Source organism: Halomonas sp. PAMB 3232 (genome assembly GCF_031954225.1).
GTDB lineage: Bacteria > Pseudomonadota > Gammaproteobacteria > Pseudomonadales > Halomonadaceae > Vreelandella.
On record NZ_CP134865.1, the window covers coordinates 2,791,838 to 2,807,766 of the forward strand.

Here is a 15,929-nt window from a genome sequence, read left to right on the forward strand (position 1 = left end):
CCGAAACACAAAACTGAGACGCAGACGCGCGCTGGATATTAGCGCCTAGCGCCCTACCGCGTAGCCCTGCATGTGTCGGGCCGAGGCGCCGGCGTGAACCATGTCGTCATAATGCGCGACCGCGCACACCCGGCCCAGCGCCCAGTCGTCCTGAAGCGCCACGTCGTGACCGCGCTCGCGCAGCGCCTCGAGGGTCGGCTGCGAAAAGCGCCCTTCGATCAACAGCCGACCCAGCACGCTTTCACGGGGATGGAACGACGCCGGAAAGTGGCGAATCTGGAACTGCGGAGCGTCGATGGCGCGCTGCAGGTCGAAGCCGTAGTGCAGGATGCGCAGCAACGTGGTGAGGCTCCACTGATCCTGCTGGTCGCCGCCGGGCGAACCCAGAGCGAGATACGGCCTGCCATCCCGGGTCACCAGCGTCGGTGTGAGCGTGGTGCGCGGGCGCCGGCCGGGCATCAGGCTGCTGGCAAGCCCCGGCGTCAGCCAAGTCATCTGCGCGCGAGTGGAGATCGAAAAGCCCAAGCCTGGAACGCTGGGCGAGCTTTGCAGCCAGCCGCCGCTGGGGGTGGCAGAGACCATGTTGCCGAACCGGTCGACGATATCCAGGTGCACCGTATCGCCTTCCACGCTTGGCAGCGGTGCGAAGGTGGGCTCGCCGCCGCCGGGACCGATGGTCGGTTCGCTGCCAGCAAGCGCCATGATGGAAGCGATATGCGCCTCGCCCTCGAGCCCCGGGCGAATCTCCATGGAGGCGCGTTCGCCGATCAATTGACGGCGCGCCCGGTTGTAGTCATCGCTCAAGAGCGTTTCGATCGCCACCGTTTGGCCGCCATCACCGTACCAGGCCTCGCGGTCGGCAAAGGCGAGCTTCGCGGCCTCGGCCACACGATGGACGAACTCCGGGCTCTGCGGGCCAAAGGCGCTGAAATCGGTGTCCTTCAAGAGCGCCAGCTGCTGCAGAAACACCGGCCCCTGGGTCCAAGGCCCGGCCTTGTGCACCTCCACACCGTGGTAGCGATAGCTGACAGTGGGCTCGACGGTTGCCGACCAGCGGGCGAGATCGTCGCCGGTGAGAAAGCCTGCGTGCTTCTCGCCGGTACTGTCCATTACCGGCTGGCGGTAGAAGGTGTCGATCGCCTCGGCCACAAACCCCTTGTAGAACACCTCCCGCGCCCGCTCTATCTGCGCCTGACGATCAGTGCCGGCCATCTGCGCTTCGCTGAGAATGCGCCGGTAGGTGGCCCCAATCCGAGGCGAGCGAAAAAGCGCCTCTGCCCTGGGGGCCTCGCCGTTGACAAGCCACTGCTCAGCGGAGCTTGGCCATTCTTGCTTGAAAAAGTCGATCACCGGAATGATCGAGGAGACCGCTCGCGAAAGCAGCGGAAATCCAAACTCTGCGTAGCCGATCGCGGGGGTGAGCACCTCCTCCAGGGAAAGCGTGCCGTAATCCCGCAGCAGCAGCATCCAGGCATCGAAGGCTCCTGGCACCACCGCAGGCAGCAGACCCGTGCCCGGCACCATCCTGAGCCCCAGCGTTTCGAACGCACCGAGCGTGGCTTTTGCGGGCGTCACGCCTTGGCCGCAAATTACCCGGGGAGCGTCATCATCATGGCGCATGGCGATGATGGGTACTTCCCCGCCCGGACCGTTCAGATGCGGCTCGACGACCTGCAGCACGAATCCCGCGGCCACCGCCGCATCGAAGGCGTTGCCGCCTTTTTCCAGAATCGCCATGCCGACACTTGAGGCAAGCCAGTGGGTCGAGGTAACGGCACCAAAGGTGCCCTTGATCTCCGGGCGGGTCGTGAATGGCGGCATGAGGGGGAATCCTTACTCTAAAAATGATGGGTCTAGCGCTTGAAACTACCACGTTTTGCAGGCAGGATCATTAAAGCTATATAGCTATTTATAGCGCGACATCCTCATTCTAAAATTGACACGCCGCCCACAGGCTTTCGGCTCGAGATGTGCCCATGACACTAGAAAAGATCGTTGAAGCCTCGCTCCCCCATTTCGCCGATGCAAGTCATATCGGGGTACCCAAGTACGCACGGTTCTACAACGCGATCAAGGAAGCCGTGCAGACAGGCATTCTCATTCCCGGTGACAAGCTTCCTTCCGAACAACAGCTTTCGGCGAAACTGCCGGCAAGCCTTGGCACTCTGCAAAAGGCACTGAGGGCGCTGTCCGATGACGGAATCGTGGTGCGCGAACACGGCCGAGGCACCTTCATTCGCGACCCGGAAGTGAAGTTCGAGGACATTCGCGTATTCCGTTTCATGGATCAGGGTCGCCCGCTCGATTTGACCCTGCAGGGCCTGGGCATTTTTGAGGTCACGCCCGAGGCGGACGTTGCGGATTTCCTGGGAGGCGCCAAACGCTGCGCGGTCATCAAGCGTCGGGTTCAGGTTCAGGGCGAGCCTTGGACCTACAACGAATTCTATATGCCCTTGGCCTATGCCGACACGCTCATGAACAAGCCTGCCGGCGAGTTCGACGGCCTGTCGCTGCACGAACACCTGTTCCAGACCAAGCGCATCCTGACCTCGCGTTTCGAGCATCAGCTGGGCATCCACGCATTTTCGAGCGAAGCGCGAACCGCGCTTGCGCTAGGCGACACCGTGCGCCAGGGCATGCTCTGGCGCGTGCGCGGCTACACCAGCCAAGGCCGTCCGACCACGTTCCAGCGCTTCGAGATCCAGCCCGGCCATCGTGACATAGAGCTCAGCAATCAGGCCGTTCAGGATCACCGCGTGTAATCATTCAATTGATCCGTCACTTCCCCAGACCTCTTGAAGAGGCACCTCTTCCCTATAAAAAAGGTGATGACATGACAGAGAAACAACTTCCCTCACTGATCGATCTCCGCCGCCGACAGCTGCTCAAGGCAGGCGCCCTGGGGGTCGGTATCGCCCTTTTCCCGGGCATCCTGCAGGCCGCGCCCCGCCGTGAACTTCGCTGGGGCTCGGCGAGTCTGGGCTCTACGGGCTATATCATCATCGAGGCCCTCGCCCAAACGGTTCAACGCGAAAGCGAGCTGCGCTCGACCACGCTTGCGACCTCCGGCGGCGCTGAAAACCTGGTGATGGCAAGCCGTCAGGAGATCGATTTCGGTCAGACCACCTCTACCGACTGGCCGCCGGCCACCAAGGGCGAACGCCCCTTTCGCGAGCCGATCGACGCCCGCCAGGTGTTCGCCTACACCGTGTGGAACATTCCGCTGATCGTGCGCGCCGATTCCGACATCCACTCGCTGGCCGACTTGGCGGGCAAGCGGGTGATGCCGTCCACTGCCGGCGGGGCGACGGCCATCATGCACCAGACGATTCTGGACGCGGCCGGCGTCGCCGACGAGGTGGACTGGACCTACGGTTCCTGGAACGACACCTTCAGCGCTTTCCAGTCAGGCGCGGTGGACGCCATTCCCTCTACGTTGACCAACGGGCGTCCTTCGCCGGCACTGGCCGAGATCGACAGCACCGTCGCGTTTCGCGTGCTGCCCATCGATCCCGAAGTGCTCGCGCGCGCGCAGCAGATCAACCCCGGTCTTCTCTCCACCACGGTATCAAGCGATCAGTGGGACAAGGTGGACGGTGACATGCTGATGCCGGCGATCTCGGGACTGCTGGCCACCCACCCTAGCGTCTCGGACGATGACGTCTACGCGGTATGCAAGGCAGTGTTCGACAACGCCGAGCAGGTGCGCCGTATCGGCTCGCAGCTTCAGGATGTCAGTATCGAATTCGCTGTGGAGTACCTTCTGAACGGCTACCCGGTGAACGCCGGTGCAGCGCGCTACTTCCAAGAGCAGGGCGTATGGCGTGATGAGCTGACCATCGCCGACCCGGTCTCCGCCTAAGCCGACGCGTGCCGCCCGAGGGCGGCACTCTCTTACCTTGCGAAGTTCGTCACCATGACTCCTAAGCTGCTCGATACAAAGCGCGGATATCTCAATACCGCCAATCTGGTCCTTGTGCTGACGCTGGTAATGGTCGTCACCCACCTCACTCAAGTATTCAAGTACTACCTGCCTTCGGGCCAGTTCAAAGCGCTGCACCTGGGGCTTGCACTGTTGATCATCTTTGCCACCGCCCTGGGCGAGACCCGCCGCGTCTGGATGCGCGCGCTCTACGGTGTCTGCTTCGCGGTGGCCGGTTACGCGATGGGATATATCCTGATCGAATACCAGGGGCTGATCACCGATCGAGTGTTCGGGCCCGAACGCGCGGATGTGGTGGTGGGCTGTCTGCTGATTGCGGTCAGCCTCGCCGCCGCCTGGCAACAGTGGGGCGCAACGATTCCGATCATCGGCATTCTGGGCCTGCTGTACGGCTATTTCGGCAATCTCATTCCCGTGGAGCTGCTCTACCATGGGGGAATGGGCTTCGAACGGCTGGTTTCCTACGCGTCGATCCCCAACTTCCAGGGGGTGCTGGGCTCGCTGACCGAACTCTCTGCCGGTACCATCTTCATCTTCATGGTGTTTGCCGGACTCTTGAAATCCACCGGCGGCATCGACTTCATCATGGGATTCGCCACCAAGCTCGCTGGCAACTCCCGAGGCGGCCAAGCGAAGATCGCCGTGCTCGCCAGCGCCTTCATGGGCATGATTTCGGGCAGCACCGTGGCCAACATAGCCAGTACCGGCACGATGACCATCCCTACCATGAAGCGTACCGGCTTCAAAGGCTCGTTCGCCGGGGCAGTGGAAGCCGTGGCGTCCACCGGCGGGCAGATGACCCCCCCCGTGATGGGCCTGACCGCCTTTCTGATGGTGGGCGTCACCGGGCTTGCCTACGACGCGGTCATCCTGGCTGCCACGATCCCCGCCGCGCTCTACTACTTCTATCTGTTGCTCGCCGTTCATCTGCAGGCGGCGCGAGACGGCATTCGACCTACCCGCGACGACACCGATACCCAAGCGCCTCCAGCCAAGGTACTGCTGGCGCGCTTCGGGCACCTTCTCATCGCCATCGCCCTGTTGGTCTATCTGCTGGTCAGCCGTATGCCGCCCGCCTATGCCGCGGGCTACGGGTGCCTAGCGATTGTCGTGCTGGAACTGATCAGCAGCGCAGTGCGCCATTACCGCACACCGCTTGCAGGCGTGGGCGCGGCGGCGGCGCGTATCGTGGACGGGCTTCGCGACGGCGGCTTCAGCGGGGCGACCATCGCGGTAATCGTCGCGGTCATCGGCATTTTCGTTGAAGTGCTCACCGCTACCGGCTTCGCTCAGAAGCTTTCGTATCTGATGCTGAGCATTGCCGACGGCCATCTGGGCGTTCTACTCTTGATCGCGGCGGTGGCCTGTTTGATCTTCGGGCTGGGCCTTCCGACCTCGGCGGCCTATATTCTCGTGGCCCTGCTCACCGCCCCGGCGCTGATCGACATGGGCGTAAGCATGATGGCCGCCCACATGTTCGTGCTGTATTTCGCGGTGTTCTCGGCGCTCACTCCGCCGGTGGCGGTGGCATCCCTGATCGCCGCGCGCATCGCAGAGGCGCCCTACTTCATCACTGCCATGCAGGCGGTCAAGATCGGGCTACCGGGCTTCTTCCTGCCGTTTCTTTTCGTCGCTCGACCGGAGCTGCTGATGCTGGAAGGTAATTGGCTCGATCAGTTGCTGGTCACATTCATCAGCGCCCTGGCGCTGGCGGCGCTCAATGTGGCAATGGTTGGCCAAGGGTTCACCCGTACGTCCTGGCCCGTTCGCCTGCTGCTTCTTGTGGCTGCTACGCTGACGCTGATACCGGGGGCACTGGGCACCATGATCGGCTGTAGCGTCATCGTGATCATCCTGGTGGCGCAGCGGACCATAAAAGCCAGACGCCTACAGCCTGGCTGAGCCGTGCACGTTTCATGACTTGCCATCAAAAAAGCACCGCCCGATGGGCGGCGCCTGGTTGTCTTGACCGGTTATTCTTATTCGTCGTCGAGAAACGCGATCAGCGCCTCGTTGAACTCGTCGGGATGGGTGGCGTTGATCCCGTGGGGGCCGCCCTTGATCACTTCGAGCCTGGCATCGGGAAGCATGTCGCTTGAACGCTTTCCGCTGACCTCAAGCGGTACGATGCCATCGGCATCGCCGTGGATGATCAGTGTGGGCAGCTTCATCTTTGGCAAGTCCTCGCGAAAGTCGGTGTAGCTGAAGGCCTTGACGCAATCGAACGTCGCTTTCGGCGAGGCAAACGCCGCGATGTCGCGGTGATACTGACGATTCGGTTCGCTGACCAGGTCGCTTTTGTCGCCGGCGGTGAAAAAGTTTTTGGTGAAGTCTTCCAAAAACGCCAGTCGGTCACCGCGAACGCCGTCGAGAAACTCGTTGATGGTTGCGTCATCGAGGCCGCCTTCCGGGTTATCATCGGTCTTGTACAGGTACGGCGGCACGGCGGCGGCCAGCACCGCTTTGCTGACGCGCTCGGTGCCGTAGTGGGCGATGTAGCGCGCCACTTCGCCGCCGCCCATGGAGAAGCCGACCAACGTGGCGTCGTGAACGTCGAGCGCATCCAGCAGCTTCTTGAGATCCGCCGCCAGAGTGTCGTAGTCGTAGCCACCGTCGGCCTGGGTGGATTTGCCGAAACCGCGGCGGTCATAGGTGATCACCTTGTAGCCCGCCTCGACCAGCGCCGGCACCTGCGGCTCCCAGGAGCGGGAGCTGAGCGGCCAGCCGTGGATCAGGACGACGGGCTTACCCGCCCCGTGGACTTCGTAATAGAGCTCGACCGGCGTTCCTTGTTCGGTTCCAGCGTTCAAAAGCGGCATCGAGTCACCCTCCAGATTGGTTGAACAGTCGTCTGAACACGTGGTTGAACGTGCTAACGGCTTGTCTTGAAAGGCTAGTACAACTCCCAAAAGCTTTCCAAAACGTCGCCGGGCGGGAAAATTGCTATGCTGAGGCGGAGTCGAATTGTCGCCAACGTTGCCACAGGAGAGCCAGCATCGGTGAAGACAGAAGCGAGTACTCTGGGATTTTCCGCCTTGATGGCGCTGTTGATCGGCGTGGTCGGTATTGTTGCAACGCTTGCCACCAACTCGCAGGCGATCCTGCTGGACGGGCTTTTCAACCTGATCTACTTCGTGGTGGCGCTGGTCACCATCAAGGTGAGCCGGCTGGCGAGCCAGCCGGACAGCGACGCCTATCCGTTCGGCTACAGCTATTTCGAGTCGCTGGTCAATTTGTGCAAGGGGCTTTTGATTTTTGGAGTCTCGATCTTTGCGCTGGTGGACGCCATAGCGGCGCTGTTGACCGGCGGGCGGGAGATCGCGGCGGGCATCGCCGTGCTCTACGCCGTCTTTGCCACGCTCGTCTGCTCGCTGACCGCTTGGGTGATGCATAAAAGCGAGCGCCATGTCGCAAGCCCGCTGGTCGCTGCGGACAAACTCAACTGGGTGGTGAACAGTATCATCTCTGCGGCGGTGCTCTCGGCCTTTTGTCTGGTGATGCTGTTTCAGTACCTGGAATTCGAGCGCGTTCTGCCCTACGTCGATTCGATTCTGGTCATCGCCGTGGTGCTGCTGTGCCTGGGCGTGCCGGTGCGCATGGCGGGCCAGGCACTCGGTGAGCTGGTCAACAAGGCCCCTACGGAGGAGGTCGCGGCGCCGGTTCGCGCGGCCGTGGCCCAAGGGCTCGAAGGCGTCGAGGCGCTGGAGGTGCGCGTGCGCATCGTGCGCCCGGGGCGGCTCTTGTACGTGATGGTCCACGTGGTGCTGCCCAGGGAAGAGGATTCGATGTCGCTCACCACCCAGGACCAGCTACGCGACCGGGTCGATGAGCAGGTGCGCCGCCACTATTCGCCCGCGGTGTGCGACGTCGTCTTTACCGTCGATACCCGCTGGGCCGCGCCCACCAGCGGGCTGTTGGTTCGCCAAATTCATTAGGCGAAATTGCCCCAACGCTAATGCAGCCGACGCTTGAGCGTATCCGAAGGGCGCTCGTTGAAGAGGCTTTTATAGTCGGTGGCAAACTGGCTGAAGTGGGAAAAGCCGTGGTTGGCGGCGACATCCGAAATGGTGGCGCCGCTTTGAGACAGCAGCTCGCGACGCACGTCGTTGAGGCGCGTGGCGCGTAGAAACTGAACCGGGCTGATGCCCAGAATGCTCTCGAAGCTGTACTGCAGCGTGCGCCGGCTCACACAGGCGACGCTGCAAAGCGTACCAATACTCACCGGCGCCTGCTCAACGCTTTTAAGATACGCCTGCACGCGGTCGACCACCGCGCGCCGCCGTGCGTAGCTGGGCGCGGCGCGGGTATCCAGCTGCGCGTGCCCCAGCAGCGTGATCACGCCGTGAAGCAGCGTTTCTTGCTCCGGCAGGCCGTTCGAGCCTGCGCTGTCCTCGCGCAAAATGCGCGTGACCTGGTCGGTGAACCAGCGGATATCGCGATCATCGATCGCAAGGCGCGGCGTCGAGGCCCGGTTCAAGTGCGCCAGATCCACCCCTTCGCGCTCGGCAAGCGTGGCAAGCGCCTCGAGCGGCACCACCATGCTCATGAGATCACAGTGTTCCGGCGTCATCAGCTCGACCGCGCGGCTGCCCATGCGCCATATGACCTCGTTGCGTTCGACGCACTGCCCATCGACGCGCACACCTTCGTGACGCACCGGCAGCGCTATCCACAGCGAATCGTGCCAGGGCGCGCAGTGCTGGTGAAGCGCCAGGCGGGTATATTCGTTGATGACCTGCACGCCGTCGAAGCAGCACTCGTCCACCCGCCCGGTAAAATGGCCGGCGCTACACTGGTTGTACTCCTGCTCCCAGCGCGTCAGGTTGAGCGCCTGCTCGTTGACCTCAAGGCTGACGATGCTGCGCCGCTTGGGTGCAGACGCAGGGATAGCTGGCCCATTATGGGGCACCGGGGCGAAGCTGGTGGGTTGGCTCCCAAATGCCCGCGCCCCCAAGGTACTTACCTCGGGGCGATTGACAGGATTGCGCGCGGTGGCGCTATTGGTTGCTGCTCTGGTTATCATTACGCTGTCCGGACTACTTTTGCCGAATTTCGATACCGCTCTCGGATGAGGCTCTCTACTCTCGAATAACAAGCAAGATTCATTCCTTTTACATCGCTTGTAGGCGAGACGATGCAAAGGGCACTAATAAAAGGGCAAAGGCGGGGCCTTGGCCGCGTCGTCGGACAACGGGGAGAATATCCATGGGGAACGCAGTCGATCAGGAGTACCTGGCCAAGCGCCAGCTCAAAAAAGGCACCGCCGGCTGGATATTGCTGGCCGGGCTTGGGGTTTCCTACGTCATTTCCGGTAATTTCGCCGGATGGAACTTCGGCCTGGCCGAGGCCGGCTGGGGCGGTTTTTTGATCGCCGCCGTGCTGATGGCGATCATGTATTTCACGCTGGTGCTTTCGCTTGCCGAAATGTCGGCGGCGATTCCCGCCGCCGGCGGCGGCTACAGCTTCGCCCGCCAAATCATGGGCCCGGCCGGCGGATATCTCACGGGGCTTGCCGTGTTGATCGAGTACGCGCTCGCGCCGGCGGCCATCGTGATCTTCATTGGCTCTGCCGTCGAGGAGCTTGTGGGTATCAACGGGCCGTTGGTCTATGCACTCTTTTACGCCGTATTCATCGGGGTCCACCTGGCCGGCGTCGGCGAGGCGCTGAAGGTCATGGTGGCCATCAGTGCGCTGGCGGTCATCGCGATTCTTGCCACCGCCGTGGCGCTGGTGGGCGATTTCGATAGCGCCAATCTGTTTACCATCACCGCCACCGATGGCGAAGGCGGCTGGCTGCCCTTTGGCTGGTACGGCGTGTGGGCGGCGCTGCCGTTCGCCATGTGGCTCTTCCTGGCGGTCGAAGGCGTACCGCTGGCCGCCGAAGAGGCGCGCGAGCCTGCCCGCGACATGCCGCGCGGCATCATCGCCGCCATGGCGTTTCTGCTCTTCACCGCCGCTCTGGTCACCTTTCTGCTCGCCGGCGCGGCGGGTGCCGATGTGATCGCCGACAGCGGCGTGCCGCTGGTCGATGCGCTGAACGTGACCGGACGCCCAGGGCTGGCCACCGCGATCAACGTGCTGGGCCTTGCCGGCTTGATCGCCTCGTTCTTCTCGATCATCTATGGCTACAGCCGCCTGGTATTCGCGCTTTCACGGGCGGGGTATCTGCCCAAGGCGCTGTCGCTGACCAGCAAGCGCAAGGCGCCGGTGTGGGCGCTGGTTGTGCCCGGTGCGCTCGGGTTTCTGGTCTCGCTGACCGGTGAAGGCGATCTCATTCTGGCCATGGCGGTGGTCGGCGCGACCCTCTCCTACGCGCTGATGGCGCTGAGCCATATCCTTTTGCGCCTGCGCCGCCCGGAGCTGGTCCGCCCCTACAAGACGCCCGGCGGCGTGGTGACCTCCGGTATCGCGCTGATCCTCTCGCTCGTCGCGCTGACCGGGGTGTACGCGTTCGACCCGCGCGCGTTCAACTACACCATCGTGCTGTTTTTGTTGGGCGCGGCCTACTACTTCGCCTACGCCAGACACCACCTGGTGGCGAAAACCGCCGACGAGGAGCTGGCGCTGATTCTCGACGCCGAGCAGGCCGCCGAGAAGCTCGACGACACCGCCGCCTCGCGCACCTGAGCCAGCGCCCCAAGGAGAGACGATGTATACCTCGACCCTGCTGGCTCGACTCGAAGAGCGGCTGAGCGCCTCGCTTGGCGAGTGGCACCTGCCCACCGATACCCATATCGAGCTTCTGACCACCTCGGAAAATGCGACGTTTCTGGCGCGCTGTCCGTGGACCGAGCGCCGGCACGTGCTGCGGGTTCACCGCCCGGATTACCACAGCCGGGAAGAGATCGAATCGGAGCTTGCCTGGACGGCGGCGCTGCGCGCTGACGGGCGCATCACGACACCTGCGCCGCTGCTGACCACCGGCCAAAGCCCGGTCGTCGCGTTCGACCTCGACGGGCAGCGCTTTCATGCGGTGGCTTTCGAGCACCTGCCCGGCGACGCCCCGACCATGAACGAGACGCTGCCCGACTGGTTCGAGAAGCTCGGCGCCCTCACCGCCACGCTGCATGACCACAGCCGGCGCTGGGCACCGCCGGCGGGCTTCGTGCGCAAGCGCTGGCACCTGGCGTCGATGATCGGCCCCGAGGCGCTGTGGGGCGACTGGCGCCGCGCGCCGGGGCTTTCACCGGCAGACGAGCGCGCCATCGAGCAGGCGGTCGAGCAGATTCACCGCGCGATCGACACGTATGAGGCGCGCGTCGGGCGCTACGGGCTCATCCACGCCGATTTGCGCTTGGCCAACCTGCTGGTCGAGGGTCGCGAGCTTGCGGTGATCGACTTCGACGACTGCGGCTTTTGCTGGTACGCGTTCGACTTCGCCGCCGCCATCAGCTTTTTCGAGCTCGACCCGCTGATTCCAACGCTTCGCGAGGCGTGGATTCGCGGCTATCGACGCGTTGGCGACTTCGACGCCGAGGACGTCGCCGCGCTCGACACGTTCATCATGATTCGCCGCATCATGCTGAGCGCCTGGCTTGCCACCCACGCCGATAGCCAAGCAGCCCAGGCACTCGAGGAGGACTTCATTGCGGGCACCGCCACGCTCGCGCGCGCCTACCTGAGCACCGCGCGCGACGCCGCTCGAGCTTGAGGAGACCAGCATGAGCGATACCCGCGGCATTCTCGACCAAAACGCGTTCCGTTTTGAGCAGCTCGACCCCAACGACACGGCGCTGGGCGCGCTGGTGCAAAAGCGCCTGACCACCGTCGGCCCGACCTCGATGCTTTTTTACGAGCAGCCCCTGCACCTGGTGCGCGGCGAAGGCGTGTGGCTCTTCGACGACCAGGGCCGGCGCTATCTCGACATGTACAACAACGTGCCTTCGATCGGCCACAGCCACCCGCACGTCACCCAGGCCGTGACCGCGCAGATGGGCACGCTCAACACCCATACCCGCTATCTGCATGATGGCATTCACCGCTACGCCGAGCGCCTGCTGGCTACCCTCCCCGATTCGCTTTCACGGCTGGTACTCACCTGCACCGGCAGCGAAAGCAACGACCTGGCGCTGCGCCTGGCGCGGCACTGGACGGGCAAGCGCGGCGTCATCGTGTCCGAGGCGGCCTATCACGGCAACACCGCGGCGGTGACCGAGGTTTCGCCCGCCTCCTACAAAAAAGGCGCCCCGCCGGACAGCGTCTACGTGATCCCCATTGCTGACATGCCCGGCACCGATGACCCCGCCGCCTGGTTCCAGGCACAGGTAAAGCGTGGGGTAGAAACGCTGAATGCCCGCGGCCACGGCTGCGCCGCGCTGCTGGTGGACTCGATCTTCTCGAGCGACGGCGTTATCGCCGACCCGCCCGGTTTCATGGCGCCCGGCGTTGCCTGGCTGCAGGCCCAGGGGGGGCTTTTGATCGCCGATGAAGTGCAGCCTGGCTTCGGGCGTACCGGGGCTGGGATGTGGGGCTTTGCTCGCCACAATGTAACGCCGGATATCGTGACGATGGGCAAACCCATGGGCAACGGCTTCCCCATGGCCGGGCTTGCGGCCGGCGAAGCGCTTCTGGCTTCGCTCAACGCCGAGGTGGGCTACTTCAATACCTTCGGCGGCTCGACGGTGGCCGTGGCCGCGGGCATGGCGGTACTCGACGTGCTGGAAAACGAGGCGCTGATCGACAATGCCAAACGCCAGGGCGACACCCTCAAGGCGGCGCTGACAGCGCTTGAGCCCCGCTTCGAGGCGATTGCTGCGGTGCGCGGCGCGGGGCTGTTCGTCGGGCTCGATATCGCCACGCCCGAAGGCGCCCCCGACGCAGCGCTGACCGCTCGGGTGATCAATGTGCTCAAGGAGAACGGCGTGCTGATCGGCGCGGCGGGCCTTTACGGACATACCCTGAAAATTCGCCCGCCGCTTTGCATCAACAATGAAGAGATCGCGCTGTTCGTCGATACGCTGACCCGCACGTTTGAGACGCTCGAGCGCTAAGGCGCATGCTCACTCGACCGAGGGGATCGTCGGGCGTGCGACCCGGTAAGCGGTCAGCGCGCAGGCCATGAACAGAAGCGCGCCGTAAAGGCCAAACGCCCAGCGATAACCCAGCGCGTCGACCAGCAGACCTACGATCATCACCGGCAACGCGAAGCCCACGTAGGCCAGCAGAAAGTAGCCGGCACTCGCCCGACTCGTTTGTCCCTCGGCGCGCGCCATGACCGCACTCAGCCCGCCCAGGTAAATGAAGCCGTAGCAGGCGCTGCTGGCTGCCAGCGCGCCGAGCAGCACCGCCCATAGGGTGCCACTGAGCACACCCCACCCAAGGAGCACGTAAGAGAGCGGCAGAATCACAAGCCCGCCCTTGACCGCCCTTTGCGGCGCCAGCCGGCGCGCCCAGGGCTGAAACAGCACCCCGGCGCTGCACACGCCCAGCACGACGAAGCCGCTATACACATCGAGCCCGTGGGTGCCAAGTGCCGAGGGCAACACGGCGATCACCAGCCCAACCGTGCTCCAGGCCAGCAGGATAGCGACCCCGAACGGCAGTGACCCGGGTGGGTAGGCCGGCAGGCGAAACAGCGACGCCGGTTGCGTATCGAGATCGCGCGACATATCCGGCAGCGTGGCGACCCCGAGCAGCGACACCGTACCCGCCCCCAGAAAAAGCCCCGAGCTCCAGAGAAGCGCCTGGGGCGAGTAGAGCAGAAACGCACTGGTGAGCGCAGCTCCCAGCCCGAACCCCAAAGCACTGCTCAGCGTCACGTAGGCAAGCGCTTTTGACAGCGATGGCCCGCGCCACAGCCACTGCACGTAGACCGGCGCGATACTGGTGACGAGCCCCATGGCGACCCCGAGCATCCAGCGCGCCGCGCCCAGGGTAAATAGAGACGGGGCAAGCATCATGCTCAGCGTGGCGGCCAGGCTCAAAAGCAGCGCAACCACCAGCGGCGCCCGATAACCCAGCCGCTGCGCCAAACCGTTGAGCCAGAGTAGCACCGGCAGCACCCCGGCGACATAACAGGCAAAGGCGATCGTCGTGGCTCCTACCCCGGCCCCGGAGGAAGCGGCAATCCGCTCGTACAAGGGCGCATGAAGGTTGACGGCGCAGGCCACCAGGCAAATGGCTAGCGTCAGGCGTAACGCGCAGTGCTCTCTCATCATAGGTCCTTCTCGATAAGTGAAAGAGGCCACGTTCTCACCCACCAGGCAAGCGCGTAAGGTACACTCGTCTCTGTTTTTAAAGCACTGTTCACGGATTTTAGGGGGAACAGTGATGTCGACGAGCGCCCCATGAAACTCTCACTCAATCGCAGGGCCAGTACGCCGCTGGCGCGCCAGCTCGAAGCCGGCCTTCAGGAGTGGATCGATCACCGCCGCCTGACCAGCGGCGACCGGCTTCCCTCCATCCGCCACTTGGCCACCACCCACGGAGTTAGCCGCAACGCGGTGATAGAGGCCTACGAGCGGCTGGTCGCCAGCGGGCGTGTACGGGCCAAACCCGGCGTTGGGTTTTTCGTTGCCACGCCGAGCAATGAGCCGAGCCCGCTTGGAGCAATCACCAACGGCCTGTGGGGGCTGTTCGATCAGAAGGACAATGCGCTCAACCTGGGCTGCGGCTGGCTACCCTGTCATTGGCTGGAAAGCGAGGAGCTTGCCTACGCGGTTCGCCAGGTTACGCGCACGAACCGCGCAGCGCTTCTGGATTACGGCACCCCCACGGCTCGCCGACGCTTCGGGCGCTGCTGCAGGAGCGGCTGCGCGGGCTTTCCATCCACGCCGATGCCCAGCAGATCGTCACCACGGCCAGCGCCAGCCATGCGCTGGATCTGGTGCTCAGATGCCTGGTCAAACCCGGCAATACGGTCTTCGTGGAATCCCCCGGCTACTACAATTTGTTCGGGCTTTTACACCTGCACGGCGTGCGCGTGATTGGCGTTCCCCGCCTGGCCGACGGGCCGGATCTGGACGCACTTCAGGCGCTTTTGAAGACGCACCGCCCCACGCTTTTTTATATTAATAGCGTGTTTCAAAATCCAACGGGCAGCACGCTCTCCGCCACCGTGGCTCACCGCCTGCTGCAGCTGGCCCAACAGCACGACTTCATGCTGATCGAAGACGACATCTACGCCGACCTCCAGTCGGTGCCAAGCACACGCCTGGCGGCGCTGGATGGCCTCGAACGCGTGCTCTATATTGGCAGCTTTTCGAAAACGCTTTCCGCATCGCTACGCGTCGGTTTCATCGCCGCGCCGAGCGCGCGGGTGCAGCCGCTGGTAACCACCAAGATGCTCACCAGCATCGTCGGCGCCCCCTTCGCCGAGGCGGTCATCGCCACGCTGATCGAAAACGGCAGCTACCGGCGCCTCACCGAGCGCTTGGCGACGCGGCTTACGCGCCATATGGGCAGCGCGCTGGTTGCACTCGACGATGGAGGTTGGAGCGTATTCACACCGCCAACGGGTGGAATGTTCGTGTGGGCGAGACCACCGATAAAAAGCAGTGAAGTTCTCGAAGAGCGCGCCCGCGATTGCGGCGTGGCGTTATCGCCAGGCCTGCTTTTTTTACCTGAGTCTGACGGTACACCCTGGCGTCGATTGAACGTAGCCTATATGCAGCACGAGAGCGTTTTGACATTCATTCGCACCTTTCAATGAAGTCGGGCACCCGAAGGTGCCCAATGCGATCCCGATTCCACGTTCGTCATTACTTCAGAGACGTTTTGTGGCTCGATGCGGTAAAGTCCGCCGTTATCTTCATCGGTGAACACGTAGAGAAAGCCGTCCAGGCCTGGATGCACATCCCGGATGCGTGCGCGAGTATCCGCCAGCAGCATCTCCTCATGAATGACTTCGTCATCATTATCGAGCACCAACCGGTACAGCTGCTCGTGCTTCAAAGAGCCTGCGAACAGGTTGTTCTGCCACTCGCTGACATCGCCGGTGTAGAACGTAAGACCTGAGGCCGCCATGAACGCTTCTCAAATTTGGATA

The 15,929-nt window shown here is 63.3% G+C and carries 13 protein-coding genes and 1 pseudogene; 9 read left to right on the forward strand and 5 right to left on the reverse strand.

Going from position 1 to position 15,929, the window contains the following annotated elements; translation table 11 throughout:
- Positions 1–45: 45 nt before the first annotated feature.
- Positions 46–1,821, reverse strand: a complete 1,776-nt coding sequence (locus tag RN346_RS12795) for a gamma-glutamyltransferase family protein (RefSeq protein WP_311961319.1) — start codon at positions 1,819–1,821, stop codon at positions 46–48.
- A gap of 155 nt (positions 1,822–1,976) precedes the next feature.
- Here RN346_RS12795 and RN346_RS12800 point away from each other — a divergent pair, with 155 nt between their 5' ends.
- The 3 genes from RN346_RS12800 (at position 1,977) to RN346_RS12810 (ending at position 5,845) form a co-directional block, all read left to right on the forward strand.
- The gene (locus RN346_RS12800; protein ID WP_311961320.1) at positions 1,977–2,762 is read left to right on the forward strand and encodes a GntR family transcriptional regulator; all 786 of its coding nucleotides are present in this window, start codon (positions 1,977–1,979) and stop codon (positions 2,760–2,762) included.
- Between the two features lie 71 nt (positions 2,763–2,833).
- A complete protein-coding gene (locus RN346_RS12805; protein WP_311961321.1) occupies positions 2,834–3,862 on the forward strand; it encodes a TAXI family TRAP transporter solute-binding subunit in 1,029 nt (342 codons plus the stop codon).
- A gap of 54 nt (positions 3,863–3,916) precedes the next feature.
- Positions 3,917–5,845, forward strand: coding sequence for a TRAP transporter fused permease subunit (locus tag RN346_RS12810; protein ID WP_311961322.1), 1,929 nt, complete (start codon positions 3,917–3,919; stop codon positions 5,843–5,845).
- A 77-nt stretch (positions 5,846–5,922) separates the two neighbouring features.
- On the opposite strand, the gene RN346_RS12815 is transcribed toward RN346_RS12810, so the two are convergent.
- Positions 5,923–6,762, reverse strand: coding sequence for an alpha/beta hydrolase (locus RN346_RS12815; RefSeq protein WP_311961323.1), 840 nt, complete (start codon positions 6,760–6,762; stop codon positions 5,923–5,925).
- A 180-nt stretch (positions 6,763–6,942) separates the two neighbouring features.
- Here RN346_RS12815 and RN346_RS12820 point away from each other — a divergent pair, with 180 nt between their 5' ends.
- Entirely contained in the window at positions 6,943–7,878 is a 936-nt protein-coding gene (locus RN346_RS12820; protein ID WP_311958467.1) for a cation diffusion facilitator family transporter, read from the forward strand.
- Positions 7,879–7,895: 17 nt separating this feature from the next.
- On the opposite strand, the gene RN346_RS12825 is transcribed toward RN346_RS12820, so the two are convergent.
- A complete protein-coding gene (locus RN346_RS12825; RefSeq protein ID WP_311961324.1) occupies positions 7,896–8,966 on the reverse strand; it encodes a helix-turn-helix domain-containing protein in 1,071 nt (356 codons plus the stop codon).
- A gap of 182 nt (positions 8,967–9,148) precedes the next feature.
- Here RN346_RS12825 and eat point away from each other — a divergent pair, with 182 nt between their 5' ends.
- Genes eat through RN346_RS12840 form a run of 3 tightly spaced genes read left to right on the forward strand, consistent with a single transcriptional unit; the run spans position 9,149 to position 12,933 of the window.
- Positions 9,149–10,570 (forward strand): ethanolamine permease, encoded by a 1,422-nt coding sequence (gene eat / locus RN346_RS12830; RefSeq protein ID WP_311958469.1) that lies wholly within the window; start codon positions 9,149–9,151, stop codon positions 10,568–10,570.
- A 22-nt stretch (positions 10,571–10,592) separates the two neighbouring features.
- Positions 10,593–11,594 (forward strand): phosphotransferase, encoded by a 1,002-nt coding sequence (locus RN346_RS12835; protein WP_311961325.1) that lies wholly within the window; start codon positions 10,593–10,595, stop codon positions 11,592–11,594.
- A 10-nt stretch (positions 11,595–11,604) separates the two neighbouring features.
- Positions 11,605–12,933, forward strand: a complete 1,329-nt coding sequence (locus RN346_RS12840) for an aspartate aminotransferase family protein (RefSeq protein ID WP_263586423.1) — start codon at positions 11,605–11,607, stop codon at positions 12,931–12,933.
- A gap of 9 nt (positions 12,934–12,942) precedes the next feature.
- Here RN346_RS12840 and RN346_RS12845 read toward each other — a convergent pair whose 3' ends face one another.
- Positions 12,943–14,097: an MFS transporter gene (locus RN346_RS12845; RefSeq protein ID WP_311961326.1), complete on the reverse strand. Its 1,155-nt coding sequence runs from the start codon at positions 14,095–14,097 to the stop codon at positions 12,943–12,945.
- A 132-nt stretch (positions 14,098–14,229) separates the two neighbouring features.
- On the opposite strand from RN346_RS12845, the pseudogene RN346_RS12850 reads away from it, so the two are divergent.
- Positions 14,230–14,397: pseudogene (locus RN346_RS12850) on the forward strand (GntR family transcriptional regulator); the annotation flags it as partial.
- Between the two features lie 173 nt (positions 14,398–14,570).
- Positions 14,571–15,593 (forward strand): PLP-dependent aminotransferase family protein, encoded by a 1,023-nt coding sequence (locus RN346_RS12855; RefSeq protein ID WP_311961327.1) that lies wholly within the window; start codon positions 14,571–14,573, stop codon positions 15,591–15,593.
- On the opposite strand, the gene RN346_RS12860 is transcribed toward RN346_RS12855, so the two are convergent.
- Positions 15,587–15,907 (reverse strand): PQQ-dependent sugar dehydrogenase, encoded by a 321-nt coding sequence (locus tag RN346_RS12860; protein WP_311961328.1) that lies wholly within the window; start codon positions 15,905–15,907, stop codon positions 15,587–15,589. The genes RN346_RS12855 and RN346_RS12860 overlap by 7 nt on opposite strands.
- Positions 15,908–15,929: the final 22 nt, after the last annotated feature.